The 25,765-nt window shown below is 38.3% G+C and carries 27 protein-coding genes; 5 read left to right on the top strand and 22 right to left on the bottom strand.

Annotated features, from left to right (window positions below):
* Positions 1-125: 125 nt before the first annotated feature.
* The 11 genes from H0Z31_03125 to H0Z31_03075 all read right to left on the bottom strand — a co-directional run bounded on the left by H0Z31_03125 (position 126) and on the right by H0Z31_03075 (position 13,001).
* The gene (locus H0Z31_03125) at positions 126-2,039 is read right to left on the bottom strand and encodes a stage V sporulation protein D (GenBank protein ID MBO8176429.1); all 1,914 of its coding nucleotides are present in this window, start codon (positions 2,037-2,039) and stop codon (positions 126-128) included.
* Between the two features lie 430 nt (positions 2,040-2,469).
* On the bottom strand, positions 2,470-4,677 hold the full coding sequence (locus tag H0Z31_03120) for a penicillin-binding protein (GenBank protein ID MBO8176428.1): 2,208 nt from the start codon (positions 4,675-4,677) through the stop codon (positions 2,470-2,472).
* On the bottom strand, positions 4,674-5,036 hold the full coding sequence (gene ftsL / locus H0Z31_03115) for a cell division protein FtsL (protein MBO8176427.1): 363 nt from the start codon (positions 5,034-5,036) through the stop codon (positions 4,674-4,676). Before ftsL ends, H0Z31_03120 begins: the two co-directional genes overlap by 4 nt.
* Positions 5,037-5,051: 15 nt before the next feature.
* Positions 5,052-5,984: a 16S rRNA (cytosine(1402)-N(4))-methyltransferase RsmH gene (gene rsmH / locus H0Z31_03110; GenBank protein MBO8176426.1), complete on the bottom strand. Its 933-nt coding sequence runs from the start codon at positions 5,982-5,984 to the stop codon at positions 5,052-5,054.
* A 26-nt stretch (positions 5,985-6,010) separates the two neighbouring features.
* Positions 6,011-6,442: a division/cell wall cluster transcriptional repressor MraZ gene (gene mraZ, locus H0Z31_03105; protein ID MBO8176425.1), complete on the bottom strand. Its 432-nt coding sequence runs from the start codon at positions 6,440-6,442 to the stop codon at positions 6,011-6,013.
* 255 nt (positions 6,443-6,697) lie between these two features.
* The gene (gene bshC / locus H0Z31_03100) at positions 6,698-8,326 is read right to left on the bottom strand and encodes a bacillithiol biosynthesis cysteine-adding enzyme BshC (protein ID MBO8176424.1); all 1,629 of its coding nucleotides are present in this window, start codon (positions 8,324-8,326) and stop codon (positions 6,698-6,700) included.
* 82 nt (positions 8,327-8,408) lie between these two features.
* The gene (locus H0Z31_03095; protein MBO8176423.1) at positions 8,409-8,807 is read right to left on the bottom strand and encodes a DUF3397 domain-containing protein; all 399 of its coding nucleotides are present in this window, start codon (positions 8,805-8,807) and stop codon (positions 8,409-8,411) included.
* Positions 8,808-8,809: 2 nt separating this feature from the next.
* Positions 8,810-9,697 carry a 2-dehydropantoate 2-reductase gene (locus H0Z31_03090; GenBank protein ID MBO8176422.1) on the bottom strand — a complete coding sequence of 296 codons (888 nt, stop codon included), beginning with the start codon at positions 9,695-9,697 and terminating at the stop codon, positions 8,810-8,812.
* Between the two features lie 157 nt (positions 9,698-9,854).
* Complete coding sequence (locus H0Z31_03085; protein MBO8176421.1) at positions 9,855-11,396, bottom strand: acyl-CoA carboxylase subunit beta; 1,542 nt, start codon at positions 11,394-11,396, stop codon at positions 9,855-9,857.
* Between the two features lie 29 nt (positions 11,397-11,425).
* Complete coding sequence (locus H0Z31_03080) at positions 11,426-11,638, bottom strand: biotin/lipoyl-binding carrier protein (protein ID MBO8176420.1); 213 nt, start codon at positions 11,636-11,638, stop codon at positions 11,426-11,428.
* Positions 11,639-11,657: 19 nt separating this feature from the next.
* The gene (locus tag H0Z31_03075; protein ID MBO8176419.1) at positions 11,658-13,001 is read right to left on the bottom strand and encodes an acetyl-CoA carboxylase biotin carboxylase subunit; all 1,344 of its coding nucleotides are present in this window, start codon (positions 12,999-13,001) and stop codon (positions 11,658-11,660) included.
* A gap of 198 nt (positions 13,002-13,199) precedes the next feature.
* Between H0Z31_03075 and H0Z31_03070 the strand changes: the two genes are divergently transcribed.
* Entirely contained in the window at positions 13,200-13,685 is a 486-nt protein-coding gene (locus H0Z31_03070) for an N-acetyltransferase (GenBank protein ID MBO8176418.1), read from the top strand.
* A 60-nt stretch (positions 13,686-13,745) separates the two neighbouring features.
* On the opposite strand, the gene H0Z31_03065 is transcribed toward H0Z31_03070, so the two are convergent.
* From H0Z31_03065 to H0Z31_03045, 5 genes are all read right to left on the bottom strand, one after another.
* Positions 13,746-14,330 carry an RsfA family transcriptional regulator gene (locus H0Z31_03065; GenBank protein ID MBO8176417.1) on the bottom strand — a complete coding sequence of 195 codons (585 nt, stop codon included), beginning with the start codon at positions 14,328-14,330 and terminating at the stop codon, positions 13,746-13,748.
* Positions 14,331-14,498: 168 nt separating this feature from the next.
* A complete protein-coding gene (locus tag H0Z31_03060; GenBank protein ID MBO8176416.1) occupies positions 14,499-14,645 on the bottom strand; it encodes a hypothetical protein in 147 nt (48 codons plus the stop codon).
* Between the two features lie 2 nt (positions 14,646-14,647).
* Positions 14,648-15,406: an enoyl-CoA hydratase/isomerase family protein gene (locus H0Z31_03055; GenBank protein ID MBO8176415.1), complete on the bottom strand. Its 759-nt coding sequence runs from the start codon at positions 15,404-15,406 to the stop codon at positions 14,648-14,650.
* A 189-nt stretch (positions 15,407-15,595) separates the two neighbouring features.
* A complete protein-coding gene (gene rpmF, locus H0Z31_03050; protein MBO8176414.1) occupies positions 15,596-15,769 on the bottom strand; it encodes a 50S ribosomal protein L32 in 174 nt (57 codons plus the stop codon).
* Positions 15,770-15,835: 66 nt separating this feature from the next.
* Positions 15,836-16,369 (bottom strand): DUF177 domain-containing protein, encoded by a 534-nt coding sequence (locus H0Z31_03045; protein ID MBO8176413.1) that lies wholly within the window; start codon positions 16,367-16,369, stop codon positions 15,836-15,838.
* Between the two features lie 216 nt (positions 16,370-16,585).
* Here H0Z31_03045 and H0Z31_03040 point away from each other — a divergent pair, with 216 nt between their 5' ends.
* Positions 16,586-17,803: a nucleotidyltransferase gene (locus tag H0Z31_03040; GenBank protein MBO8176412.1), complete on the top strand. Its 1,218-nt coding sequence runs from the start codon at positions 16,586-16,588 to the stop codon at positions 17,801-17,803.
* Positions 17,804-17,874: 71 nt separating this feature from the next.
* Here H0Z31_03040 and H0Z31_03035 read toward each other — a convergent pair whose 3' ends face one another.
* Entirely contained in the window at positions 17,875-18,927 is a 1,053-nt protein-coding gene (locus H0Z31_03035; protein ID MBO8176411.1) for a PDZ domain-containing protein, read from the bottom strand.
* A gap of 6 nt (positions 18,928-18,933) precedes the next feature.
* Entirely contained in the window at positions 18,934-19,713 is a 780-nt protein-coding gene (locus H0Z31_03030; protein ID MBO8176410.1) for a patatin-like phospholipase family protein, read from the bottom strand.
* 159 nt (positions 19,714-19,872) lie between these two features.
* On the opposite strand from H0Z31_03030, the gene ylbJ reads away from it, so the two are divergent.
* Positions 19,873-21,096, top strand: a complete 1,224-nt coding sequence (ylbJ, locus tag H0Z31_03025) for a sporulation integral membrane protein YlbJ (GenBank protein ID MBO8176409.1) — start codon at positions 19,873-19,875, stop codon at positions 21,094-21,096.
* 217 nt (positions 21,097-21,313) lie between these two features.
* Here the strand turns inward: ylbJ and coaD are convergent, their stop codons facing one another.
* The 3 genes from coaD to H0Z31_03010 form a co-directional block, all read right to left on the bottom strand.
* Positions 21,314-21,799 carry a pantetheine-phosphate adenylyltransferase gene (gene coaD, locus H0Z31_03020; GenBank protein MBO8176408.1) on the bottom strand — a complete coding sequence of 162 codons (486 nt, stop codon included), beginning with the start codon at positions 21,797-21,799 and terminating at the stop codon, positions 21,314-21,316.
* Between the two features lie 14 nt (positions 21,800-21,813).
* Positions 21,814-22,374 carry a 16S rRNA (guanine(966)-N(2))-methyltransferase RsmD gene (rsmD, locus tag H0Z31_03015; protein MBO8176407.1) on the bottom strand — a complete coding sequence of 187 codons (561 nt, stop codon included), beginning with the start codon at positions 22,372-22,374 and terminating at the stop codon, positions 21,814-21,816.
* Between the two features lie 608 nt (positions 22,375-22,982).
* Positions 22,983-24,392: a hypothetical protein gene (locus H0Z31_03010; GenBank protein MBO8176406.1), complete on the bottom strand. Its 1,410-nt coding sequence runs from the start codon at positions 24,390-24,392 to the stop codon at positions 22,983-22,985.
* A gap of 214 nt (positions 24,393-24,606) precedes the next feature.
* Here H0Z31_03010 and H0Z31_03005 point away from each other — a divergent pair, with 214 nt between their 5' ends.
* Positions 24,607-24,996: a methylthioribose kinase gene (locus H0Z31_03005; protein MBO8176405.1), complete on the top strand. Its 390-nt coding sequence runs from the start codon at positions 24,607-24,609 to the stop codon at positions 24,994-24,996.
* Positions 24,997-25,054: 58 nt separating this feature from the next.
* Here H0Z31_03005 and H0Z31_03000 read toward each other — a convergent pair whose 3' ends face one another.
* On the bottom strand, positions 25,055-25,330 hold the full coding sequence (locus H0Z31_03000; protein MBO8176404.1) for a YlbG family protein: 276 nt from the start codon (positions 25,328-25,330) through the stop codon (positions 25,055-25,057).
* Between the two features lie 101 nt (positions 25,331-25,431).
* Here H0Z31_03000 and H0Z31_02995 point away from each other — a divergent pair, with 101 nt between their 5' ends.
* Positions 25,432-25,752, top strand: coding sequence for a hypothetical protein (locus tag H0Z31_02995; GenBank protein ID MBO8176403.1), 321 nt, complete (start codon positions 25,432-25,434; stop codon positions 25,750-25,752).
* Positions 25,753-25,765 lie beyond the last annotated feature (13 nt).

The following is a 25,765-nucleotide window of genomic DNA, read 5'->3' as shown; positions in this document are numbered from 1 at the left end:
TTTCATCCCTCTCATATGTATGGAAACAATCACATTATATTTTACCGAAAAACCGTTGTCTATGCTAATTTTGTAAAAGTAAAGAAAGTGTAATGAAGAAGAGACAGGCCGTCATTTATGACAGCCTACTCTTCACCTAAATAGATGCGAATGGTCGACCCTTCTTTGACCTTTACACCAGGTTCTGGTGCTTGTTTTACAACCGTTGTTCCAGTTCCAGTAACGTCTAATTTCAAGTTGAAAAATTTTTGAACAATTTCTTTTCGTGTTAAGCCAACCAAATCTGGTACTTCCACCATCGGCGTGTCCAAGTAGGTTCTTTCTTTTTCAATTTGGTCTTTTCGTGGTTCTACCCCTAACACCGGCAACGTATCTCGGATGATGTTTCCTACAATGGGAGCAGCGACAACGCCCCCGAATTGAACGGTTCCCTTTGGATTATCTACTGCTACGTAAACGACAATTTGCGGATCATCGGCTGGAGCAAATCCGATAAACGAGACGATATGATTATTTTCTAAATATTTCCCATTTTGGGCTTTTTGGGCCGTCCCTGTCTTTCCACCGACACGATACGACTCTACAAAAGCATTTTTCCCTGTTCCTTGAGCGACAACGCTTTCTAGGGCATAGCGAATTTGTTCTGACGTCTCTTCAGAAATCACCCGACGCTTCGCCACAGGGGTGTTTCGCATCACAACTTCACCGGTATTTGGGTCAATCAGTTCTTTCGCCACATACGGTTGATACAAAATTCCTCCATTCACCGCTGCCGCCACTGCAGCTACTTGCTGAATCGGTGTGACGGCCACCCCTTGACCAAATGCAGTTGTAGCGAGTTCCACTGGACCGACCTTTTCTAGATTAAATAAAATACCGGTTCCCTCTCCATGTAAATCGATGCCCGTTTTTTGCCCGAACCCGAAGTCTTTAATATATTGAAATAACGTTTCTTTCCCAAGCCGTTGACCTAATTCAACAAACCCTGGGTTACAAGAATTTTGAACCACTTCAAGAAACGTTTGTGAACCGTGTCCACCTCTTTTCCAACAACGTAACTTTGCCCCAGCTACTTCAATGTGACCTGGATCATAAAATCTTCCATTTTCTAAATCGACTTTTCCTTCCTCTAACGCAGCGGCTAAAGTGATAATTTTAAACGTCGATCCTGGTTCATACGTACTCCAAATTGGTAAATTACGGTTATAAATCTCTGGGGGAACGCTTTGAAAATCACCTGGATCAAAGTTCGGTCGACTCGCCATCGCTAATATTTCCCCATTGTTTGGATTCATTGCTACCGCTATAATTCCATCCGGCTGATATGTCGCTTCTGCATTATCGAGTTCCCGCTCAACAATCGTTTGCACTTTCGTATCAATGGTTAGCTTTAAGTCTAACCCATCCACTGGTGGTTGATAATCGTCTGGCATTTCCGGCATTCGTTGTCCTTTCGCAGTGGAGTAAAATTGAACTGAGCCTTTTTCACCACTCAGCTCTTTATCGTAATACAATTCCAATCCCATTAATCCTTGGTTATCCACCCCAGCAAACCCCAAAACGTGTGACAAATAATCTCCAAATGGGTAATATCGTTTCGAATCTTCACCGATATACACCCCTTTTAAATTTAAATCCATGATTTCGTTCGCTTTTTCAATGGAGATTTTTCTACCTTCCGGATGGATTCGTTCAATGTTCGTTTTCTTCGTTACATGTTGATACGCTTTTTCTTTCGACATGTTCAATACTGCCGCAAGTTTTTCCGCCGTTTCTACAGGATCTTCTACTTGTCTAGGTACAACGTAAACAGTTGGTGCACTTTGATTAGTTGCTAGCTCGACACCGTTACGATCTAATATTTTTCCTCTCTCTGGTTCAAACGGAATATTTCGACTCCATAAATCTTGTGCTTTTCCCGTTAACCAATCGCCTAATACAAATTGCACATAGCCTAGTCGTAAGTCGATAATTAAAAAAATCAATAATCCAAAAATAAGCGTTAATACTAGCCGACGCCTTACAGTGACATTGGACACACGCTTCAACGGACGAACCTCCTCTTTATCAGGCTCGTTCCAATATATGCTTGTACCTTTTGGATTAGACCTTCAATGAATCCATACCCGGTTGCCGGATCCGGTTATCAGTGAACAGGAAAACTCTAGGTTTCTTTTTCATTTTGTCCAGTAGGAATAGTTAAGGTTACTAATCCAATAAAATAATTAATTTTAATATTTTTACCAACTTACCAGTTTACTTGCTAAATTCAGTATTTACTTGCTGGTTTTGGAAGTTTACTTGCCAATCTTGAAAAATTACTTGCCAAATCCGAAGTTTTACTTGCCACTAGCGGATAAATACTCGCCAACGCCATTCACAGCTTGCCAAGCAGATATTTTACTAACATGTTTTATCCAACCAAAAAGTAGATAAATAAAGAGCTAGCGATTCATTCACTAGCTCTCATTAATTTAATGGAAGCTCTTCTTCTTCTCCCGTTTCTTCCATTTCCGAATTCATCTTTTCTTCTGGCGTTTGGAAAGTAACGACGAGTTGATCTCCTTTTTTAACCGGTGAATTCGGTTTTAAATTTTGATTAATGACAAAACCTTTACCGACCATATTCAATTCTAATTCCGCAATTTCTGCTACTTTCATGACATCCCGTTTCGACCAACCAGTCATATCTGGAATGGTGAGCTTACCATCGGTTTGAATGATCACTTTTTCGTGTTCTAATATCGAAATATGTTCTTCTGGAAGCTGTCGTTCAACTTTAGAGCCTTTCCCAAGCACAATCACTTGAACGCCTTCTTTTTCTAACGTTTTTTTCGCTTTTTCTACAGACATTCCAATCACGTTAGGAACTTCTACAATCTTTGCTTCTTTCATTTCTTTCGGTTGGATATTTAAATATTGTAAACTATTTTTCATAACCGGGTTAAAGATTTTGGATACAGGGGCTGAACCTGATTCATATTTTTCATCGTCTAAGTCTGGTTGTTGGATAGCCACATACATAATTAATTGTGGGTCGTCTTTTGGCGCAATACCTAAAAACGAGAAAAGATAATTGTCCCAACCAGTTAAATATCCACGACCGTCTGGATTTGGAATTTGTGCTGTCCCTGTTTTTCCGGCAACATCATAGCCTTCCAATTGATAGGCGTGCCCTGTTCCTTCAGGCGCGGAGACAACGGTTTCTAATATATCCCGCACCTCTTTGGCTGTTTGTTTACTAATTGGAGTACCAACCACTGCTGGTTCGGATTGCTTAATCACTTTATTCGTGTCTGGATCGACAATTTTTTCAATCACGTACGGTTTCATCATCTTTCCGTCATTAGCAATTGCCGTCATCGCTTGAATTAATTGTAACGGAGTCACTGTAGTTCCTTGTCCAAAAGCCGTTGTTACTTTTTCGATTGGCCAATTATATAAAATGTGCCCGCTTGGTTCATTCGGCAAACCAATGCCTGTAGGAACACCGAACTTAAATGCATCTAAATACTCACGAAACACATCGGTTCCCATTTTCTCCAATAAGTAGGCAAAAGCTACGTTTGAGGAACGTTGAACACCTTCTAAAAACGTAATTTTCCCCCAACCTTTTCCGTTATGGTCTCTAATTGATCCTCCACTTTCCAAACGGTAAGAACCAGATACATACGTATCCTCTGGATGAAATACTCCTTCTTCAACAGCCGCTGCCAATGAAAAAATTTTCATGGTCGAACCTGGTTCATACGCCCACTCCACCACTTCATTATGCCAAGATTGATTAATGCCTTCTCTTGTTTCTAAGTGGAAGGATGGGCGCTGACCCATCGCTAAAATTCGACCCGTTTTTGGGTCTGCGACGATGGCGATCATTTTTTTCGGAGAATACTCTTTTTCTACTTCCGTTAGTGCATCTTCTAAAAAGGTTTGGATTTTCTTATCAATCGTTAAATAAATATCTTTTCCGTTTTGTGGTTTTTTTACCATTTTTGTGCTATTCGGCAATATATATTCCCATATATCGCTTTCGTACTGAATATATCCGTCTTTTCCTTTTAACAAATCATTGAAGCTTTTTTCAATCCCAAGTACTCCAACCAATTCTTCTTTCCCATTAACGACTTCTTTTTCTGCAAAGCCGATTAAATGAGACGCAAACACACCATTCGGATAGGACCGTTTACGATCTTCAATAAATGTAATGCCTGGAAGGTTCAACGATTCTATTTGTTCTTTTTCATGAACTGTTAAATTTCTCCCGGCACTTCCAAACTCTACTTGGAATCGTCCTTTCTTTGTTAAAATTTGATAAATTTCTTCTTTGCTCATGGAAAGCACGGTTGCAAGCTTTTCAGCTGTCATTTCTGGATCAACAACATGACGTGGATGCTCCATATCGGTTGTCACTTTAGGATCCAAAATGGCGATAAGGGAATAGGAAACCGTATCTTCGGCAATCACTTCTCCATGTTGGTCATAGATGTTTCCTCTGGTAGCTTCTAAAACGGCACTCCGTAAATGTTGTTGAGCCGCTTTTGCTGCTAACACTTTTCCATCCACTTCACCGGTAATTTGAATCACCATAAAGCGGAAAATTAATATAAAAAAGAGGAGGCTGAATATTAAAAACAATATTACTGCTCCTCGTTTCATATTGCCTTTTACTTGGTTCATTTTTTCTGCACAACCTTGACGTTATTCTCGTTTAAATCTAAGCCTAATTCTTTTGCTTTTTGCCAAATGCGTTCGTACGTACTAAGCTCGTTCACTTGGAGCTGAAGCTGTTCATTTTGTTTTTCTTGCTCTTGGATGGCTTTTTGAACATCTTGAATTTCTTTATTCACTGCATAAATATCCGCTTGCGCTTGAATCAGTTGAACCGCCATCACACAAATAAAGGTAATGAACAGCGCCCCTAACAACTTTTCCCCTTTTGTAATTCCTACCTTTTGCCTTACCTTTGTTTGAACCGTTTGTTTTGGCTGGTGGTTTACAGATTCTTGTGTTTGATATTTTCTAGCTACGTTCCCCACATTTGTTCCTCCTTTTTATCGTTTTTCTGCTATACGCAATTTTGCTGAACGTGCCCGATTGTTTTGCTCTAATTCTTCATCACTAGGTAAAATTGGTTTCCTCGTAACTAGTTTTAAAACTGGCTTAAATTCTTGAGGAATGATTGGTAAACCTGGTGGTAAATCTGGTGCTTGGCTATATTCTTTGAAAATCGTTTTACAAATACGATCCTCTAATGAGTGAAAGGTAATGACGCTAATTCGACCACCCGGTTTTAATAATTCAATCGCTTTTTTTAATGATTCCTCAAACGCCCCTAATTCATCGTTTACAGCAATCCGAATGGCTTGGAATACTCGTTTGGCTGGGTGCCCCCCTTTCCTCCTAGCAGGAGCTGGAATCCCTTCTTTGATGAGTTCTACTAATTCGCCTGTTGTCTCAATTGGCTTCCGTTCGCGCGACTGTTCAATTTTTCGGGCAATTTGTTTTGAGAAGCGTTCTTCGCCATATTTTGAAAAAATACGGACGAGCTCTTCAAACGGCCAATGATTGACGATGTCGTAGGCTGTTAACTCTTTATCTAAGTCCATCCGCATATCTAAAGGTACATCATGCTGATAACTGAAACCACGTTCAGGAAGATCTAATTGGGGAGAAGAAACTCCTAAGTCGTAGATTACTCCGTCCACTTGGTTTATTCCTAAACGATTCAGTTCTTCTTTTATGTATCGAAAATTGCTCTTAACGAATGTCACCCGATCTTCATAGTTGGACAATTTTTCCTTGGCATGGGTTAGAGCCATTTCATCCTGGTCAAAAGCAATTAAGCGACCTTTTTCCGAAAGTTGTGATAATAAGTATTCGCTATGTCCTGCTCCACCTAGCGTACAATCCACGTAAATTCCGTCAGGTTTTACCTGTAATCCATCTACCGTTTCTTTCAGTAAGACTGTTGTATGTTTAAACATGTTTTTCACCTTTCCAATGGAACAAATTATATATCAAATCCAATCATATTTTCTGCGATCTCAGCAAAAGAATGCTCCGATTGTTCAAAGAAATCTTCCCATAAAGCTTTGCTCCAAATTTCGATTCGATTGGAAACACCTAAAATTACACATTCTTTTTCCAGCTGAGCGTACTGGATAAGGGAAGATGGTATGTTGATTCTACCTTGTTTGTCTAGTTCACATTCGGTAGCACCAGAGAAAAAAAACCGGGTAAACGCACGAGCATCTTTTTTCGTCAAAGGTAACGTCTTCAATTTGTTTTCTAATAGCTTCCATTCGTTCATGGGGTATCCGAATAAACATTGGTCAAGCCCTCGAGTCAACACAAATGCGTTACCTAAATGTTCACGAAACTTAGCAGGAATGATTAGGCGACCTTTGCTATCAATATTGTGTTGATATTCCCCCATGAACATACCCGTCTACCCCACTTTCTAACTCCAATGTACCACATTCCCCCACTTTGTACCACAGTTATTTAAACATTCTCTTTTTGAACGTAAACTCCTGCTTTGTTAAATTCATTGGAAAAAGGATTTCTCGACTAATTCACCAAAAATAGTTTCTTTTTCATTTTTAATTTCTGAGTGTCTCCTTCTGAATTTGTTGTATATAAGAAAATCCACCACTTTTTTGTCATAAAAAAAATCGAGGCTGCCTTAGCCCCGATTTTATATTCGAATGAGATGATGTGGACATTGGAACGAATATGGGAGATTCAATGAGTGGTCAATAAAATCAACACCATATTTATTTAAGTAATAAAATATGTTCCAGCTGCGTTCTTGATAGCTGTCAAACGGTTTTATATGTTGTTGAACTCGGTTATATTGATTAATTTGATGTTGATGCTTTAATTGTTGTCGTTCTTGCATTTTCTGTTGTAAATAATAGAGTTGGTTTTGGTGGAAGCGCAGATTCTTGTCAATGATTGGCGTTAATCCTTTTTCAATTGAATGCCCTTTTTCCATAATTTTTTCATACTGTTGCTCTAACCAACGACTAGTTTCTCGAATTAATTGATTCACTTCCTCATCTTGAATAGAAGCAAGATAACATTCTTTTTCTTTTCCGACACCGTGTTGAATCACAGAAGAAAGTGTTAACCCAAGCTCCTTCACATCTCGCTCAATCGAACGTTCGACATAAGTGATATGAAGACGCGGAACAATGGGTGGCATTTTAAATCCTAAATGTTCAAATGCTTGACCTAATTCTCCCCAATAAGTGATTTCACCTGGACCCGCAATAAAAGCAAGGGTCGGAAATAACCATTCTTGCATCAACGGGCGGGAGACTACATTGTTACTAAATTGCTGTGGAGTTATCTCCACTTGCTGCAACAGTTGATCAAGCGTAAAGGACACCTCATGATGTTTGCTGTGATACCTCTCCGTTTGTGGGTCAAATTCTAGTAAGAGTCGCTCTTGGCCATTATAATAAAATAAATTTGTAGAAGTATCATTGATCTCAATTAGAGGGGACCATCCATTCGCCTTCATCTGTTGCTGTCGGGCTAAAACATGTTTCGTAATTTGCCGCTCATTTTGGATTAACGCTTTAAAAAAGGCACGTTCCATTTCACGCAACGGCTCATATGCTGAATCAATGATTAGCAAGCCGTATGCCCTAAACAACTTCATGATAATATAGGAAAAAAATTCGGTCATTGTCTCGGTTGATTCAATGGCTTCAAAAACTAGGTTCATTAATTCCGTAGTATAAGATGTTTCACCGAGTAACCGGAACACGTCTTCAACCCAATCTTTCAATTCTTCTTTATTCAATGAAAGATGGGAAATCATTTGTTTTGGAAGTGGTTGAACCGTAAAATTTATTTTCTCTAGCTTCATTCCATTTTCGACAAAAATATGGTTCACTTCTAAAAAATCGTGGTCTTCCCCAGCGATCCAAAAAAGTGGGACGACCGGCACCCCCAATTGCTCTTCTTTTTGCTTAGCCAAATGAAGAATCGAAAAAATTTTATGTATGGTGTAAAGCGGTCCAGTTAGTAATCCTGCTTGTTGTCCTCCGACAACAACGACAGAATCGGGTTGAGCTAATTTTTCAAGTGATTCATGAACTTGATCTGACATAGGAAATTTTTGCATATAGCGCTGTATACATTGGACAAGCATATCCCGAGAAAAGGACCGTTGCCTCAAATCGTTTAGACGCTCAACATAGGTTTCTTCCTTCGTCCAATCGTAATGAAAGAACGACATGACATGTTTGTCTTGATGAAAATACTTTGATGCGAATGTATTACTAGATGGAATTTCGATTTGTTCCAATTCCATGCTTGTCTTCCTTTCTCCGGTTAAATTTTCTCATTGAGTATAACATTTTCTTTTCCTCATGAAAAAAAACTTGCTTGAATTTTTACAGGTAGGGGGCTACTGCTTCGATCACCCGGACCGTTAAACCATACATTAACAAAACAAAATACGCAATACTTAACAAGAGGAAGTTGAGACGCCAATATCCTTTGAGCACTTTCGATATAATTATTTCTTTTTTTACATGCCAATGTAAAAGAACAAACATGACCCCAATCACTAATAAAGCTATTAAAATTATCCAAAAAAACGATTGGTTAAAAATAACTAAAAGCATATAATGAACCGCAAATAACAAAATCATTGTCGTTACATCAATCCCATAACGAACCGCTGTTCGATGGTTTTTGGTCGCTTGTTTAACGATGACGAACACAAGTAAATAACCAATGATAGGGATGGTGATCAATAAAGCAAGAATACTCGAAACTATTGTACTCACAGCTAACTCTCCTCTTCCTTTCCTTTAATCATCCAATATAACGTTTCAAACAAAGGAACTTGAATTTCTTTTTTCTTCGCTTCATCGAGGATGTATCCAACAATACCATCAATTTCGGTTTTTCTTCCTCTTTCAAGGTCTTGTAACATCGATGATCGATTCGCCGAAGTCGTTTGGCAAATATGAACGATATGCTCTAATAAAGTAAGTAAATGAAAATTCGGAAAAACGGCAACAAATTCATTCAATAATTGGTTCATTAAGTGAAAGTAATGTTTGTTGCTAATTAACTGCCCGTTTCTGACTTGAAGCACCGCTGTCAAAGGGTTTATGAGAGCGTTAACGGCTAGTTTTTTTAATAACATTTCTGTTCCATTTTCTACTATAATTACCGGAAAATTAGGAATCGGCCGCTCGCATAACTTCTCTAAAATATTTCGATCGCCCCGAAATACCGCTACGTTCAATTTTCCGATACCTGTATGTCGAACAGCGTTGTCCGATAACCGTAATGCGCCGTGCTCGACGGTACCGATATACAACTGTGGATGAGGAAGTTGCTTAAGTAGTTCCAAATGTTTCATCCCGTTTTGAACAAACAAAGTCGGAATATGTGCATGTGTTTGAAAATATTCAATCATTTCTGTTAGATGATATTGTTTTACGGTAACAATTAATAAGTCTAGCCCTTGACGAATCATTTTGTTTATCGGAAAGGCCAAAACTTCTACATATTTCTTTTTATTTTGGAAAATCCGCTCAATCCCTTTTTCATTAATAATATCTGCCTGTTCCTTTCGTTTTGTGAAAAGAAAAACCTCATGTAGCTCACTTAAGTAGGTGGCAAATAGAAGACCTAATGCCCCGCTCCCAACAATTCCGATTTTCATATTTTTCCCTCTCTACCCAATTATCTCTTTTCATTGTAGCAAATTCTTTCTAAAGAATGAATGACAGGATTCCTTCGATGGTCCTATACATCGTATTGTTAACGCTTTTAATCGTTAGCAAAGGAAGAAAAAAGACCTGGGAAAGCTCCCAGATCTATTAAACAGGATATACCGGATGTTTGCGTGTGCTAAAATGAAGTTCCTTCGTTTCATATAAATTGAATCGATCGATTAATACCTCGCGTAATTCATTAGGAGAGACGATATCATCGACAATGAGCTCGGATGCTAGTTTATATATGTCAATATGTTCTTTATACTCTTTTTGTTTTTCTTGGATAAACGCCATCCGTTCTTTCGGATCTTCAATCGCTTGAATTTTGTTTGAATAAACGGCATTTACCGCAGCTTCTGGTCCCATAACAGCAATTTGCGCGGTAGGAAGCGCAATACAACAATCCGGTTCAAATGCTGGCCCCGCCATTGCATACAATCCAGCACCGTATGCTTTTCGTACAATAACTGATATTTTTGGAACGGTCGCTGAACTCATTGCCGCAATTAGCTTAGCCCCATGGCGAATAATGCCGGCACGTTCCACTTTCGTACCAATCATAAATCCCGGTACATCCGCTAAGAACAATAACGGGATGTGGAAGGCATCGCATAATTGGATAAACTTTGCTCCTTTATCAGCAGAATCAACGAAAAGAACACCGCCTTTTACTTTCGGTTGATTGGCGATAATGCCTACAACCCGTCCCCCAATTCGGGCTAAACCAGTAATCAATTCTTGGGCAAATAATTTTTTAATTTCAAAAAAGCTTCCTTCATCAACTAAGGCGTCGATACATTCATACATATCAAATGGAGCATTTTGATGAACCGGAATGATTTGTTCTAGCGGTCTCCCTTCTTTCGGTGCAACAGGGTCCACCAGTTGTGGTCGGTGTTGAAAATTCGGTGGAAAATACGTTAAATATCTCCGCGCCGCTTCAATCGCTTCTTGTTCGGATTGAACGAGCATATCACCGCAGCCACTTATCGTACAATGCATGCGCGCCCCACCCATTTCTTCTAACGTCACCTTCTCACCAATAACCTTTTCAGCCATACGGGGTGATCCTAAATACATAGAAGCATTTTTATCCACCATGATGACAATATCACAAAAGGCTGGAATATATGCACCGCCTGCTGCGGAAGGACCAAATAATAAACATACTTGTGGGATCACTCCAGATAATTTCACTTGATTATAAAAAATTCGTCCAGCTCCGCGACGATTTGGAAACATTTCTAATTGATCGGTAATTCGAGCACCAGCTGAGTCGACTAAATAAAGTAGAGGAACTTTTAATTTTTCCGCCGTTTCTTGGATACGAATAATTTTTTCGACGGTCCGTGCCCCCCACGATCCAGCTTTAACTGTTGAATCGTTTGCCATGACACAGACGGTCTGACCGTGGATTTTTCCTATGGCCGTAACAACTCCATCAGCAGGTAAATCACCTGCTTGACAGTTAGCGAACATCCCATCCTCTTGATATTTGCCGTTATCAAACAACAGCTTTAAGCGTTCCCGAACGAATAACTTATTATTTTCTTTTAATTTCTCATGATATTTTGGGTGTCCCCCTGCAGCAATTTGTTTTTTCTGTTCCTTTAACTTTTGTTCTAAAGAGATTGTTGTTGCCAATCGAATCACTCCCCTTTGTTCGCTTGTATCTATTCTAAAGTAATCAACACATCCCCTTCGTTCACAAAGTCGCCAACACCGACATTCACATTTTTTACTTTTCCTTCCTCTTGAGCTTCGACAGGAATTTCCATTTTCATAGACTCCAACATTAAAACGGTTTGACCTGCTGATACTTCATCGCCTTCACTTACGATTACGGATAACACGGTTCCTGCCATACTTGATGTAATTTCTTTCATCTTTTAATCCTCCTACACATCATTTCTTTGTTGAATACAATTGTTGCACTACTTGTGTCGTATACGTTCCTTGAACAAATGCGGAATAGTTCAACATTTCTTTTAATAAAGGAATATTTGTTTTGATTCCTTCAATTTCTACTAATTCGATATATTCTTTCGCTCGTAGAAGGCAATCGTTACGATCACGTCCAGAAACAATCACTTTTGCAATCATCGGATCATAAAACGGAGTGACCGTTCCTCCTTCCTCGTAGCCACTATCAACACGTACGGATGAAACGTCAGGCCAATATAACTTCGTAATCTTACCAGGAGAAGGGTAAAACGTGACCGGATCCTCTGCATACACCCGGAATTCGATACTATGTCCTTGGGGAACGATGTCTTGTTGTTTAATAGGTAACGGTTCACCTGCAGCCACTTGAATTTGCCATTTCACTAAATCAAATCCAGTAACCTTTTCCGTAACTGGGTGTTCCACTTGTAAGCGTGTATTCATTTCCAAAAAATAAAAGTTTTCATGTTCATCAACAATAAACTCAACGGTTCCAGCATTCACATATTTAACCGCTTTCGCCGCTTGAATTGCAGCTGTATACATTTTCTCTCTTGTTTCTTCTGACAATGCTGGTGATAACGCTTCTTCAATGACTTTTTGATTTCTTCTTTGGACAGAGCAATTTCGCTCAAAAAGATGAACATAATTACCAAAAGTATCTCCAAAAATTTGAACTTCAATATGTCTTCCGTTGTTTATACATTTTTCAATAAACACTTCATCAGAACCAAAGTAGGCTTTCGCACGATTTTTAGTAGAAGCAAAGTTTTGAACGAGCGCTTGCTCATGATCGCATCGAATCATACCAATTCCGCCCCCGCCACCACTCGCTTTTAACATGACGGGATACCCAATTTGCTGGGCCAATTGTTTCACTTCTTCAATCGTTTGACACCTTTCATCACTTCCAGGAACGACTGGAACTCCTGCTTGCTGCATCGTTTTACGCGCAGCAATTTTATCCCCCATTTTTTCAATGGTCTCTGCTTTTGGCCCGATAAAGGATATGCCTGCTTCTTCTACTTTTTTTGCAAATTGAGCGTTTTCTGAAAGCAACCCATAGCCGGGATGAATACCATCTACTTTTTCGTCTTTTGCGATTTGAATTATTGTTTCCATGTTTAAATACGACTTGTTCACCGGTGATTCACCGATGCGATAAGCAATATCCGCTTCTTTTACAAACGGCATGTGGGCATCGGCATCCGAATAAACAGCGACCGTTTCAATCCCTAATTGTTGACACGTTCGAATAATCCGTGAAGCAATTTCTCCCCGATTGGCAATTAATATTTTTCGCACGTTCGTACCCCTTTCTTCGCTTGAGATCCAATGGCACTCCCAACCATAGCATTCTACAAAAATCGGAAAATTCCTTCTTTTTTTGTAAACGTTTTCTTAAATTAATGGCAGAATTTTTTTTATTTTTGATATATAATAAAAACAAAAGATAGTTAGGTCATTATTGACCAATAATGGCAAGGACAAAGGGGGATTCGGATGGCTGAAAAAGTTGAACGTTTAAAAATAAATTATAAAACGCTTGAAGAATTTAAACAGTTTAAAGAATACGGGTTACAAGAATTATCGATGCTTGAAGATTTACAAGCGAATATGATTGAAAACGACAGTGACTCACCGTTTTACGGAATTTACTTTGGTGACAAGCTCGTTGCTCGAATGAGTTTGTATCAACGGGATGCGAAATACGACCGTTATTTTGATCCACCACAAACGTATTTAGAGTTATGGAAATTAGAAGTATTACCAGGATATCAAAATCGTGGTTTTGGCCGAAAGCTAGTGGAGTTTGCCAAAAGTTTTGGCCTTCCAATTAAAACGAATGCCCGCGTCAAATCCCAGCCGTTTTGGGAGAAGATGGGCTTTGAACCAGTCACCTATGATATGGATCGCGACTTGGGGGAAAATCCGCTAGTTTGGTATCCCAATGGTGTAAAAGAACAAAAAGTTTCCTCTGATGCATAATAATAATACTAAAGGCTGTCTATCTGGATTTTTCATCCCTTGTAAGACAGCCTTTTCCTATTATTTTTCTACACGATGTAAGTTCCCGTTTTTGTCCATTTGAAACTTCACATTTTTCTTTTCCTCACTGTTTTCATTAAGTGCTAATTTCCGTGCTTTTTCCATTAAATTTAACATGATTCGATAGTCCTCTGATAAAGTTTCTAGTTTTTCAATTAGTTGCTCATTTTCCTGATGTAATTTTTTGTTTTCTTCTTGTAGTTGGTTATATTTATACTGTAGCTGACTTTTTTCTTCTTGTATTTTTTGGACCGAAGAAATGTCGGATTCTATTTCTTTTAAATAGGTTATGATTTGCGAGATAGACAAGGAGGATGTTGCAAGTGCCGTTTCTTCTTTACGTTGAGAAGTTTCTTTTTTAAGTTCCTTTCGTCTTTTTTTCGCTAATTCAATTCCTGATTGATATTGTTTTCTTACATAAGAGTTCCAACGAAATCCACACGCAGCAGGCGTTCGCGATAACTTTTTTCCTACTTCCTCAAAGGCTTTTAACTGTGTACTACCCTCACGAATATGCCGTAACACAACTTCAGCTAACAATAAATCTTCGTCTTGTGTCCATGCATCTTGCCGTGCTCCCGTCATTCTTTCTCCCCTCCTTTTTTATCTATATGTATGCACTTCATAGAAACGATAGACGAAAATTCTATTACTATCTGTCATTTTTTAGGATATAGAGGAGAGTTAAGGAACTAACTTAATAGTAGGACAAATTTTTTGGCTTTGTTAACCGATCCTGTTGAAATTTATACATTACGCTTGTGGCGGACGCTTTCCGCGGGCAAGCCGCAAGCCGCTTCCCTCGCTACGCTCAAGTATGGGTCTTGCCTGGCTTCTTGTTCCCTCTTTGAGTCGCCGCCGTGTGAACAACTTGCAAAAATCAACAATGAAATATAACATAGCTATTTATTTAAAAATTGACGGACTGCCTCATGGTGGGCATCCTTCTCCCATAATTCGCTGCACGTTTTTATTTCGTTGTCCATTCGTTCTTTTAAGCCATTTTGCACCCATTTTTGGACTAACACTTTTTTATATGATTGAATAACATTGACATCACGTAACACCATTCGTTCTAAAAAGGATTCTACTTCTTTAAATTCTGGTTTTGCGATAATTTTATGTATGTATCCCCACTCTGCCAATGTTTCAACAGGATAAACATCAGCTTCCATTAGTATTTTCATGGCACGATACACATCCATTTTTTCATATAATAAGGAAGCCCCACCCCATCCAGTAGTAATAGCCAATGTACCTTGAATAAATCCCATTTTCGTTCCTTCTCTTGCAAGACGAAAATCACATGCCGTTGCTAATTCACAACCCCCTCCGACCGCAATACCATTTACAAGCGCAACCGTAGGCTTAGGAATGGTGGCTAAACGATATAAAAGATTCCCCATCCGTTGAAGCATCGGCAATGCTTCCTCTTTTGTTTTTAAACCATGAAAGACCGATAAATCACCACCCGAACAAAAGGCCTGTTCTCCTTCACCTGTAATAACCAATGCTTTAATACGCTTGTTCTCTTCAACTTCGTTTAATACGTGCTCAAGACCTTCCATTACTTCATAGTTGATCGCATTTCGAATTGATTCTCTTGTAATTCGAAACATAAGAATATCCGTAGACGGTTGTTGAATAACATATGAACCCATTGTATCGCTCCTACCTTTTTTTCTTTCATTTTATCGAGCAACTTTTGGAACTACAAGGTCAGCTCCATTGATAAAACAAACTTAACGACGACCGAAGGATGAGAAGATAACTAATGATAAAAACGCCAAAAATAAGAAAAAGCGTAAAGAGCCATGGTCTCTCTACGCTTTTTCATTGATGGAAAATAATTATTTGTTTACTACTTCTTTTCCTTTGTAAGTTCCGCACGCTTTGCATACACGGTGAGCTAATTTCATTTCACCGCAGTTTGGGCATTCTACCATACCAGGTACTTGTAGTTTGAAATGAGTACGGCGCTTTCTTTTTGCCGTTTTAGATGTTCTTCTAAAAGGTACAGCCATTCTTCCCACCTCCTTAAAGAGATTACGAAAAAATATGAAGGCCAGAACTAGCTGGTTCTTCCCAAATTAAGATTCATCCTTTTTTTCAAAAAACTTCGATAAAGCAGCTAATCGTGGGTCAATTGGTTTTTCTTCTTCGTCTTTTGACAACGCGTCCTCTTCAGACATAACTTCCCATCCTTTACCTGAAGGAAGCTCCCCTTCTGCTTCATCGCTAAACACTTGCATCGGTACCTCTAACAGGAGAAGTTCCTTAACGATTGGAAGTAAATCAATCACATCTCCTTGGACTCGATGCACTTCTTCTTCCTCCATCTCCTCATAAGGAAGTGATTTCAGAAGAAACGTTTCCAGTGTTTGGATATCAATTGGATAATGTACATCGTTAAGGGTTCGCGCACAAGGTAACACGAAAGTGCCCTGAATCCGAAGATGAAAGGTAATTTTTTCAGAGCTAATATCTGCTCTACCCGTCACATGAATCGGAGAAAGGTCTCGAATTTGAGGTTCAATCTCCTTTAAATCATGGGCATCTACCATTTCATCGATGGCTAAACCCTTATTACGAAATTTTTGTAGTTGTATTGTTGACCATTTCAAATAAATCACCTCAAGGCAACAAAGGTAATTATAGCTTCCGTTATACCTTTTGTCAATATTTTTTCTTTACACTATCACTTTATGTCTTTTTTAATGTACTACATATTGTAGATATTTCTCAAACAATGGTGAACTATACCTCTTACCTTTTCATTTTCTCCTCTTTTCATTACACTAAAATTAAGGCAAATGATGTGAGGAATGGGAGAGTGGATCATGCAAGCAACAGGGGTTATTGTAGAATACAATCCTTTTCATAACGGACATCTATACCATTTGAATGAAGCGAAGCGAAAAACAAATGCTGATGTTGTTATTGCCGTGATGAGCGGAAATTTTCTGCAGCGCGGGGAGCCAGCTATCGTTTCCAAATGGACGCGAACTCACATGGCATTAGCAGCAGGAATTGATATCGTAATCGAGCTTCCGTATACCTTTGCTGTCCAAAAAGCGGAAACATTTGCTTTTGGGGCTGTGTTTTTACTAGAAAGTATGAAATGCACCCGATTTTGCTTTGGTAGTGAATCTGGTACAATCGACCACTTTGTCCATACGGTACAGATGTTTAAAAACCATAAAAATCAAATCGATGCCATTATAAAACAGGAAATGAAAAAAGGAGTCAGTTATCCAACGGCTGTATCACGTGCTTTTCAATCATTGAATATTCGGGATGGAATAGATTTAAGTCAACCAAATAACATATTAGGGTTTCATTATGTAAAAGCAGTGGATGACATACAGGCGTCAATCGTTCCGTATACAATCGAGCGGAAGTCGGCCCATTATCATGATGAACGTTTTTCATCTGATACGATTGCGAGCGCCACAAGTATTCGAAAAGCGTTTTTCGAAACGAAGGACTGGAACCAAATTGCCTCTTATGTTCCTGTAACAACGTTAGCAGCCTTACAAAATTATTATCAAGAAATAGGTCAGTTACATCATTGGGAATCGTATTGGCCATTTCTGCAATATCGCTTAATAACATCATCCATCGAACAATTACGTGAAATATACGAAGTACAGGAAGGAATTGAATACCGTCTCAAAGAAATGGCGCCATCTTCCGTAAGCTTTCATGATTTTATGGAAAAAATGAAGACAAAACGATATACGTGGACCCGCCTTCAACGAATGTGCGTACATATTTTAATGAATATAAGAAAAGAGGATATGTGGAAATCGATGAAAGCACCTTCCTATATTCGTCTATTAGGTATGTCGGAAAATGGACGAAACTATCTTTCTCAAATCAAAAAAGATTTATCATTGCCGCTCATTTCGAAAGTAGGAGCAAACGTACAAGAACTACTCGCCTTCGACCTTCTCGCAACAAGAACATATGGCATTGGAGTAAAAAAAACAGAGAAAAGACGAGACCTCATGAACATGGATTTCACTTGTCCACCAGTGTATTTTAAAAAATCATAATTTATGATCGTTTCTCTAAAAGTAAAAACGCTTGGAACATTCCAAGCGTTTTTTACAAACAGAAAACACGTCTATTTTTCTTTTGGTGGGAGTTTTTCTAAATAAGCTAACGCTTCTTCAAAGCTAGTCACAGGAACAATTTTCATGTTCGTTCCTATGTCTCTCGCTGTTTTTAAAGCTGCTTCATAATTCGATACAATGTGATTTTGTTGCTTGATTTCTTTACTAATCGGGTCGTTCGGTGCAAAAAAGATGTCTGCTCCCGCTTCATGGGCGGCAACGACTTTTTGCTCAATACCACCTATTCTACCGACATTCCCTTTTGAATCGATCGTCCCCGTTCCAGCAATCTTATACCCTTTTGTTATATCTTTTTTCGTTAATTGATTATAGATTTCCAACGTCATCATTAAACCTGCAGATGGACCACCAATTTCTTCCGTATTTATTTCAATTTGCGGATCAGTTTGTACTTTCTTATCGTCTACTAACCCTATGCCTATGCCGACTTTATTTGGTTGCTGTGGAAATGGAGCCACCGTTAATGTTTCTTCCATTTGTTTCCCCTCCCGTATAAATTGTATACGAATCGAATCCCCTTCTTTTTTTGAGGAAACATACGAGATGAACTGCTCCGTATTCTTCACTTTCATTTGATTTATGGCTATAATTCGATCGCCTAACTCCAATTTCCCTTCAGCTGGCATCCCTGGATATATATCAATGACAATGACACCTTTATATTGATAGTTAATCTCTTTTCCCGCTTTTTTGTATGCCACTTCGATTGCACTTTCTCTCGAGTTTTCCATCATTTGAAGTTGTTTCAGATGGTACTCTTCCTCCGTTTCGTCGGTTCGTCGGATTTCGTTTTCTTGGTATAAATATTGGTATTTATTTACTTTAGCAAGTAAAAAGGAATATACATTCGCTTTTCCTAATCGAACCGTTGTTAGCATAAAGGTCCCTTCTGCATCGAAACCACCTTCTACTTCGACCATTGGTTCGACGTCATGAGCCATGCCGGGTTTCGTTACGTAATAAGGGAGTTGAATAAATGATACACTGATGAGGATGACGGTTAGAATCACGAAAAACCATCTTGACCATTTTTGTTTGAGCATAAGTCGTTACTCCTTCCACTGTTGGATCACTTGTCGAATGGTCGAAATCATTCGTCTAGTTTCTTCTTCTCCAATGGCGATAATTTCTTCTGTATTCTTGAACGCTCGTGAACTAAATTGCTCTACACGTGGCCGAATCATGACATCGGACGCAATTTCCCGACTTTCCACTAATTCCATTTGCATAATATCAATACTTTGCATGATCACATCGTAAATATTGGTAATCTCTTCGTTTTGTTTAACGTGAGCAACATCCACTCCTATGACGATGTTTGCTCCCATTTCCCGAACAACAGAAACGGGAACACGGTCAATCACTCCTCCATCAACGAGCAATCTTCCGTTTATTTTTTCTGGAACAAAAATACCAGGAATAGATATACTTGCACGAACCGCATCGGCAATTGAGCCTTGTGTAAAAACGATTTTTTCTGCTCGCATCAAATCGGTCGCGACTACTGCCACAGGAGGATGTAAATCTTCCAACCGCTTTTGATGACTAAAAAGGTGAATAAATTCCTTTAATCGTTTCCCACTAATAAAGCCCATTTTCGGGACAGTAAAATCAAGAAAATATTTTCGTTTAAAGGCGGTTGACAACTTATACATCGATTCAATGGAATGCCCTACCCCATAGAACGTACCGATTAACGCTCCCATACTACTTCCTGCAATATAATCAATCGGAATATTCTCTTCCACTAACACTTTTAAAACCCCTAGATGGGCAAAACCTCTTGCTCCACCTGATCCTAACGCTAACCCGATTCGAGGTCTGTCCACGGATGCTCCTCCTTCCTGCCGAAATTAGCGGTCTAAACTTCTTATCTGTTTCGTATATTGATTTATATGAGGACAAGGCTTGGTAATATGTAATAATAATAAATTTTACCATTGTTACGAAATTCCTTCATGTTTTACATTCGTCAAAGGAGGGTCTGCATGAAATCGTCCATGCTGATGAGTCTGTTCATTGCTTTGTCCCTCTCATTATTAACAGGCTCCTTTATTTTTTTTCCTAAAGAAGTGGTAGATGCATCGATTCGAGGACTACATATGTGGTGGGAAATCGTCTTTCCTTCACTTCTTCCCTTTTTTATTATGTCAGAATTATTAATCGGATTTGGAGTTGTCAATTTTATCGGTGTATTATTAGAACCGTTCATGCGTCCCATATTTCGAGTCCCTGGGGCAGGCGGTTTCGTGTGGGCGATGGGCATGGCTTCTGGCTTTCCTTCTGGAGCGAAATTAACCGCCCGACTGCGTCAAAAAGGCCAAATTTCAAAAATAGAAGCGGAGCGGCTTGTTTCATTCACTAATTCTTCGAATCCGTTATTTATTTTCGGGGCAGTAGCAGTTGGTTTTTTTCATAATCCGTCGCTTGGCATTATTTTAGCCTTGTCGCATTATATAGGTAATGTTGGAGTCGGACTTGTCATGCGTTTTTATGGAAGAGAAAAAGAAGTTTCCTCAGAAGCAAGATTCCACCGCTCCTTTTCTATTCAAAAAGCATTTCATGAATTACACGTTACGCGTATAAAAGAAACCCGTCCATTCGGGCAAATTTTAGGAGATTCAGTTATTTCATCTGTGAACACGTTATTGCTAATAGGTGGATTCATTATTCTTTTTTCAGTTGTCAATCAAATTTTATATCGTTTGAACATTACAGATACTTTCGCATTCTTGGTTGGATGGGTGTTTCATGGACTACATTTTCCGAGCACTCTCAGTATTCCGTTTATTTCAGGGTTATTTGAAATAACGCTAGGAAGTCAATTAACAAGTGATGTGAAAAATGTCGACTTAATGCATCAAGCAATGCTAACAAGTTTTATCCTTGCTTTTAGTGGCTTTAGTGTTCATGCCCAAGTGGCAAGTATTTTGGCAGATACCGATATTCGATTTACTCCTTTTTTCTTGGCCCGAATTTTACACGGCTGTTTCTCAAGTATCCTCACTTGGTTGTGTTGGTCCCCTATATACGAACGGTTTTTTATGGAAGAACAGCCAGCAGACGTTATTCCAGTATTCCTTTCAACCACATCAAGTCTTATCTATCAATCCTACTACATGATTTCATCAATTGGTCCTCTTTTTACAATTATCGTACTTGTATGTTATTGTTGGATTTATCGGCAAAAAATAATAAAAATCGCTAAATAAAAAGGGACCGCGTGAAAGCGATCCCTTTTTATATTATTCCGTCTCTATTCTCTTTTTATCGTACATCGGATATGTATCTTATTCGAAGATTGCGTACCATTCCTTATGGTTTTCGAAATAAGTATGTTCTGTTCCAGAAAATAACTCTCTGCTTTCTTTTGAACAAATTTTTCATAATAATGGACAGATTATTCTTCATATGGACACTTTTTTCTTACTAGTCTAGCGAAAATTTCTTTTTAAGCGCTTCTTCTACAGGCTTTGGTACAAGTTCAGATATATTCCCATTATACTTGGCGACTTCTTTTACTATGCTCGAACTTAAAAAGGAATATTGGTTATTTGTCATCACAAAAAATGTTTCAATATCTTCATTTAACACGCGGTTGACCGATGTAATTTGCATTTCGTATTCAAAATCGGAAACAGCACGTAACCCTCGGATAATCGCATTGGCATTGACACTTTTCGCGTAATCGACTAATAACCCTTGAAACGTATCTACTTTTACATTTGGAATCGGCTTCGTCACTTCTTCAATTAATTGAACCCGCTCATCTACCGTAAACAACGGCTTTTTCGAAGAATTATTTAAGACGCACACATACACTTCATCAAATACTTTAGCTCCTCGTTGAATGATGTCGAGGTGTCCGTATGTAATCGGGTCAAAACTTCCTGGACAAACTGCAATTTTTCCCACTTTGTTAACCCCCTTTATTGTTGAGCCGACCGTTGAAAAATGGTAATTCCAATAATTCCATACGTTTCTTTTTTTATGATTTGGAACTGTCCAACCTCATTTGGTAATTGAACGTTTGCCTCGTGTTCACACACAATGAAACCGTTTTCATTTACTAACTGCTCATTATCTAAAATATGTAAAATCTTTTCTAATTCTTGTTGTTTGTAGGGCGGGTCTAAAAACACACAATCAAAAGTCAATTGTCGTTTGATCAGAGCTTTTAACGCGCGAAAAGCGTCATTTCGGTAAATTTCACTTTTGTCTTCTAACTTACATAAGGAAACGTTCTGTTTAATGGTTTGAATCGCTTTCGGATGACGATCAACGAAAATGGCCTTATCCATTCCGCGGCTTAGCGCTTCAATTCCTACCCCACCGCTTCCAGCAAATAAATCTAAAGCCACTCCCCCATGAAAATATGGACCTATCATATTAAAAATTGATTCCTTTACTTTATCCGTGGTTGGTCTTGTTTGATTTCCCGGAACTGATTTTAACACTCGTCCTTTACAACTACCCGAAATTACTCTCATACCATTCACCACTTACTTCTAGGAAATAAATTTCTTCCTTATCCTATCATAATTCGAGTAGATGTGCTATATCAGGAAAAAAAGATAATATTCAGTCCACCATCCATTATATAAAGAAAATTAAGAAAATTGCATTGTTTTTTGTAGACCTTTTTTGTGTTGCAATGATTTTTTTCAAAACTTCATTAAATTTCTTCCATCCTGCATAATTTATCATCAATTGGTGATACTGATAATAACAACATCGGTCATTGATGTTGTTGCCAACCACGGAGAAGACTTACGTTTCCCCATAAGTTCTTCCTCCGGTTTCTCCTCTCCCTTTGCCTTCTTTCCTTCTTTGAAGGAGTTAGGAGGACCCTGCAATGGTTCGTTGCAGGGATTTTTTTTTGCTAGGCTATGTTATCTTTCATTGTTGATTTTTAGTAAGTTGTTCACATGAAGATAAAGGCGGCGACTCCAGCGGGAACAAGAAGCCGCAAGCCCCATACTTAAGCGTAGCGAGGGAAGCGGCTTGCGGCTTGCCCGCGGAAAGCGTCCGCCTGCAGCGAAATAGCGAAATGCTAAATAGCAACAGCATCCTTTAACAGAGCCTTTGCTAACATATGTTAAAAATTCTTTTCAATCAAAATGGTCTCATCTAAGTGGCTAATATACACTCGGAAAATTTTTTCAAGCCAAGCCTCATCGATGAAAATTTCCTCATTGAGTTCGGTTAATGGATTGCGCGTTAATCCAAAACTTTCTTCGTTAAATATGAAAAAGGTTTCATCTAGATATAATCGATATACGTTTCCCGCTTGTTTAACAATATAGGATTCTCGTTCGACAATTGGTCTCGTTTCATATCCAAGCGCTTGCATAGTAGAAAGAAATGGATACCATCGTCTTCCCGAAAAATACACAGCCTCTTCCTTGTCTAACACACGACCATTTACTTGTAACTTCCTTCCATCAAACAATAAAAAGTGCCTAAATGGTACGTTTTCTTGCTTATTTTCTTGAAAAAAGTTCGTTTTAAGTCCAGTTAGTTCGTAAATCATATTGTCTAACCGTTCGGCCGATAACTCTCCGTCATGTGCAATTATAGAATCAATTAAGGCGAAATATGTTTTCTCTGTCAACTGATCTTTTAGTTCTTGCACGATTAGATTCGCTTTTGAATGATTTGACTTTTCATCGGCAAGTAAAGAAGAAACAACAGAAGCAAGCCATTTTTCTTCTTCTAAAAAGTCAAAGCGATTATTCACATAATTAAAAGCAAGTTCATACTGCAATTGCTCAAAATCTTGTTCATTACGAAAAAAATATAGCTTTCCATCTGTTGAAGATTGTATATCCGACATAATAATGGTTGCTTCTACTTGCTCTAAAAACTTTTTCCATTCTTCCGCCTTAATAGTAAATTCAGTTGGTGTATACACTGTGATGGTTGAAGTCCACTCATTCATTACCATAGGAGATTCATGCCAATAAAGAGAAGATGGTGTCCCTGCTGTTTCAAACCGGTAAAAATTTATATATTTTTTTTCAATAAACGACGTTCTTTTTCCGCTAACAACCCAAGTCCCTTCCTGCTTCGATTCATCTGATAGTTGTACGATGGTATGTAAAATTTTTAAATTCGAAAATTGGGCATACCAATTTTTTATCAAAGGTTCCGTATTTCTTTGAACCCGTAGATGATAGGTAATGGTAACATTGCCTGAAGACGTAAAAGAAGTCCTTTCCTCCCCTTCTTTCCATCTTTCACAAGCCTGGCCCTCACTATTAATACAGGATGCCTCGGAAATCCCTGTTGGCAGGGTGACCGTATATGTTCCTTCAGGAAGATCGTACAACGTTTGTTTAATGTATAACTTATCGTCTCGATAAGTAACTTCTATGGTTTGATCGACCATCACCTGTTCTTCGTCTTCATGCTTTAGTGCCGTAACGTAATCTTGCCATTGAAAAAATAAAAACCCACCAATGGATGCTAGAGACGTTAATATAAACATTAAAGATGTTCTAAACATTTTGCGTTTCCCCTTTTTCTTTCTCTTAACTAAATCATTTTTACTTTTCTATATTAACAAATTTTTTGTGGAATTAATGGAATTTTTTCAAACGATTTTCAAAAAAGGAATATTTCAATAAAAGGATGGACAAAGAAATATTCTCTTCTCATTTTAACTTGGCAATGATAAAGTAAGAGAGGATAAATTTGAATTTATAAGGAGGCGTTAAGAGTTGATTCAACGGTTTATTGAACTTGGAGAAGGGTATTCGGACATATATGAGCTACTAGAAATTGCTCGTCGGAATCAACACCGCCTTGCTCATTTAATGGCATTTCATACGGTTGTGAATGGAAATGAAGTCACTTCCCTCGTCGTTGTATTACATCCAACATCACCAGGTGATTTTCAACCACTTTATATCTGTAGGGAAGGAATTCCTTATCCATATACAAAGCCAAATAAACGGTTTGATTTGTTTAAGGAGCTTGCCAGAGAACTAAACAAAGAAATTATCGAATTGAACGTTAAACCTTCCACGATGTTTGCTGAAAAGGAATTATATTATCAGCATTTAATCGGTATATTACGAATGAATAAATACCTTCCTCCGTTACAATAAGAAAACACCACTTTTGTAAGTGGTGTTTTTTCGAATGATTACATATACGGGGTTGAAGTTAAAAGCCCATTTTATAATCATATTCTTTTGCTTTATCTGGTTTGGAGTTTTCAAACTCCGTTTTTAAAAAAGGTTTGTAAGAAGGTTCTACTTTTTTGACGAATGAAAATGAAGAGAGTTTATCTATAACCGTTTCCAATTCGTCTTGATTACAATATAATACAACATATTTTAACCGTTTTGATACGTAATGAATGTTACCAAATCGACGAATCGATTTTACGTGCTTTAAATGATATAACCACACAATTAACCCTTGACGTTCAACAAACATATAATTTTCCCCTTAATACTTGTATCTATCTAATTCGTATTTTTCCTAAGTCTAGCATAATTTTAGCAAATCTTTCAACTGATATCTGGAAGGTGTATAACATGGATTTGGCTGTTATTTGGGACCACTTCCTGCAATTATTAAATAAAGAAGAAGCCATTCATTTGGCAAAAATGAGAAAAAGTGCAGGGATACCTTTTTTATATATTACTTCTTCCCTCCCAAAAGAAGAGGTGGAACACTTGATTAAATCTTGTGCTGGTAAAGCGATGCGCGGAAAGAGACTTCATGCGGAAACCCATTTTTTTCGAAAAAATGTAGAAACCTTTATTTACCGTCACCGCTTTTATGTCCCGCAAGAAAAAATGTTTTGCTGTGGTAACATTTGTGAAGATTGTATTCGTCTTAGACCTTACACGTAAAAGAGTGATCGTA

Source organism: Bacillus sp. (in: firmicutes) (assembly GCA_017656295.1).
Lineage (GTDB): Bacteria > Bacillota > Bacilli > Bacillales > JACDOC01 > JACDOC01.
This window is presented reverse-complemented; position numbering and strand designations above follow the sequence as displayed.

What these genes read in the sequence shown, in the direction of transcription:
- H0Z31_03040 (MBO8176412.1), top strand. Translation starts at nt 16,586, where the DNA reads ATGCAAGCAACAGGGGTTATTGTAGAATACAATCCTTTTCATAACGGA.
- H0Z31_03080 (MBO8176420.1), bottom strand. Translation starts at nt 11,638, where the DNA reads ATGAAAGAAATTACATCAAGTATGGCAGGAACCGTGTTATCCGTAATC.
- rpmF (MBO8176414.1), bottom strand. Translation starts at nt 15,769, where the DNA reads ATGGCTGTACCTTTTAGAAGAACATCTAAAACGGCAAAAAGAAAGCGC.
- mraZ (MBO8176425.1), bottom strand. Translation starts at nt 6,442, where the DNA reads ATGTTCATGGGGGAATATCAACACAATATTGATAGCAAAGGTCGCCTA.
- H0Z31_03120 (MBO8176428.1), bottom strand. Translation starts at nt 4,677, where the DNA reads ATGAACCAAGTAAAAGGCAATATGAAACGAGGAGCAGTAATATTGTTT.
- rsmD (MBO8176407.1), bottom strand. Translation starts at nt 22,374, where the DNA reads ATGAGAGTAATTTCGGGTAGTTGTAAAGGACGAGTGTTAAAATCAGTT.
- H0Z31_02995 (MBO8176403.1), top strand. Translation starts at nt 25,432, where the DNA reads ATGGATTTGGCTGTTATTTGGGACCACTTCCTGCAATTATTAAATAAA.
- H0Z31_03035 (MBO8176411.1), bottom strand. Translation starts at nt 18,927, where the DNA reads ATGCTCAAACAAAAATGGTCAAGATGGTTTTTCGTGATTCTAACCGTC.
- H0Z31_03000 (MBO8176404.1), bottom strand. Translation starts at nt 25,330, where the DNA reads ATGTTTGTTGAACGTCAAGGGTTAATTGTGTGGTTATATCATTTAAAG.
- ylbJ (MBO8176409.1), top strand. Translation starts at nt 19,873, where the DNA reads ATGAAATCGTCCATGCTGATGAGTCTGTTCATTGCTTTGTCCCTCTCA.
- bshC (MBO8176424.1), bottom strand. Translation starts at nt 8,326, where the DNA reads ATGGAATTGGAACAAATCGAAATTCCATCTAGTAATACATTCGCATCA.
- H0Z31_03055 (MBO8176415.1), bottom strand. Translation starts at nt 15,406, where the DNA reads ATGGGTTCATATGTTATTCAACAACCGTCTACGGATATTCTTATGTTT.
- H0Z31_03060 (MBO8176416.1), bottom strand. Translation starts at nt 14,645, where the DNA reads ATGTTATATTTCATTGTTGATTTTTGCAAGTTGTTCACACGGCGGCGA.
- H0Z31_03090 (MBO8176422.1), bottom strand. Translation starts at nt 9,697, where the DNA reads ATGAAAATCGGAATTGTTGGGAGCGGGGCATTAGGTCTTCTATTTGCC.
- H0Z31_03070 (MBO8176418.1), top strand. Translation starts at nt 13,200, where the DNA reads ATGGCTGAAAAAGTTGAACGTTTAAAAATAAATTATAAAACGCTTGAA.
- rsmH (MBO8176426.1), bottom strand. Translation starts at nt 5,984, where the DNA reads ATGTTTAAACATACAACAGTCTTACTGAAAGAAACGGTAGATGGATTA.
- H0Z31_03010 (MBO8176406.1), bottom strand. Translation starts at nt 24,392, where the DNA reads ATGTTTAGAACATCTTTAATGTTTATATTAACGTCTCTAGCATCCATT.
- H0Z31_03065 (MBO8176417.1), bottom strand. Translation starts at nt 14,330, where the DNA reads ATGACGGGAGCACGGCAAGATGCATGGACACAAGACGAAGATTTATTG.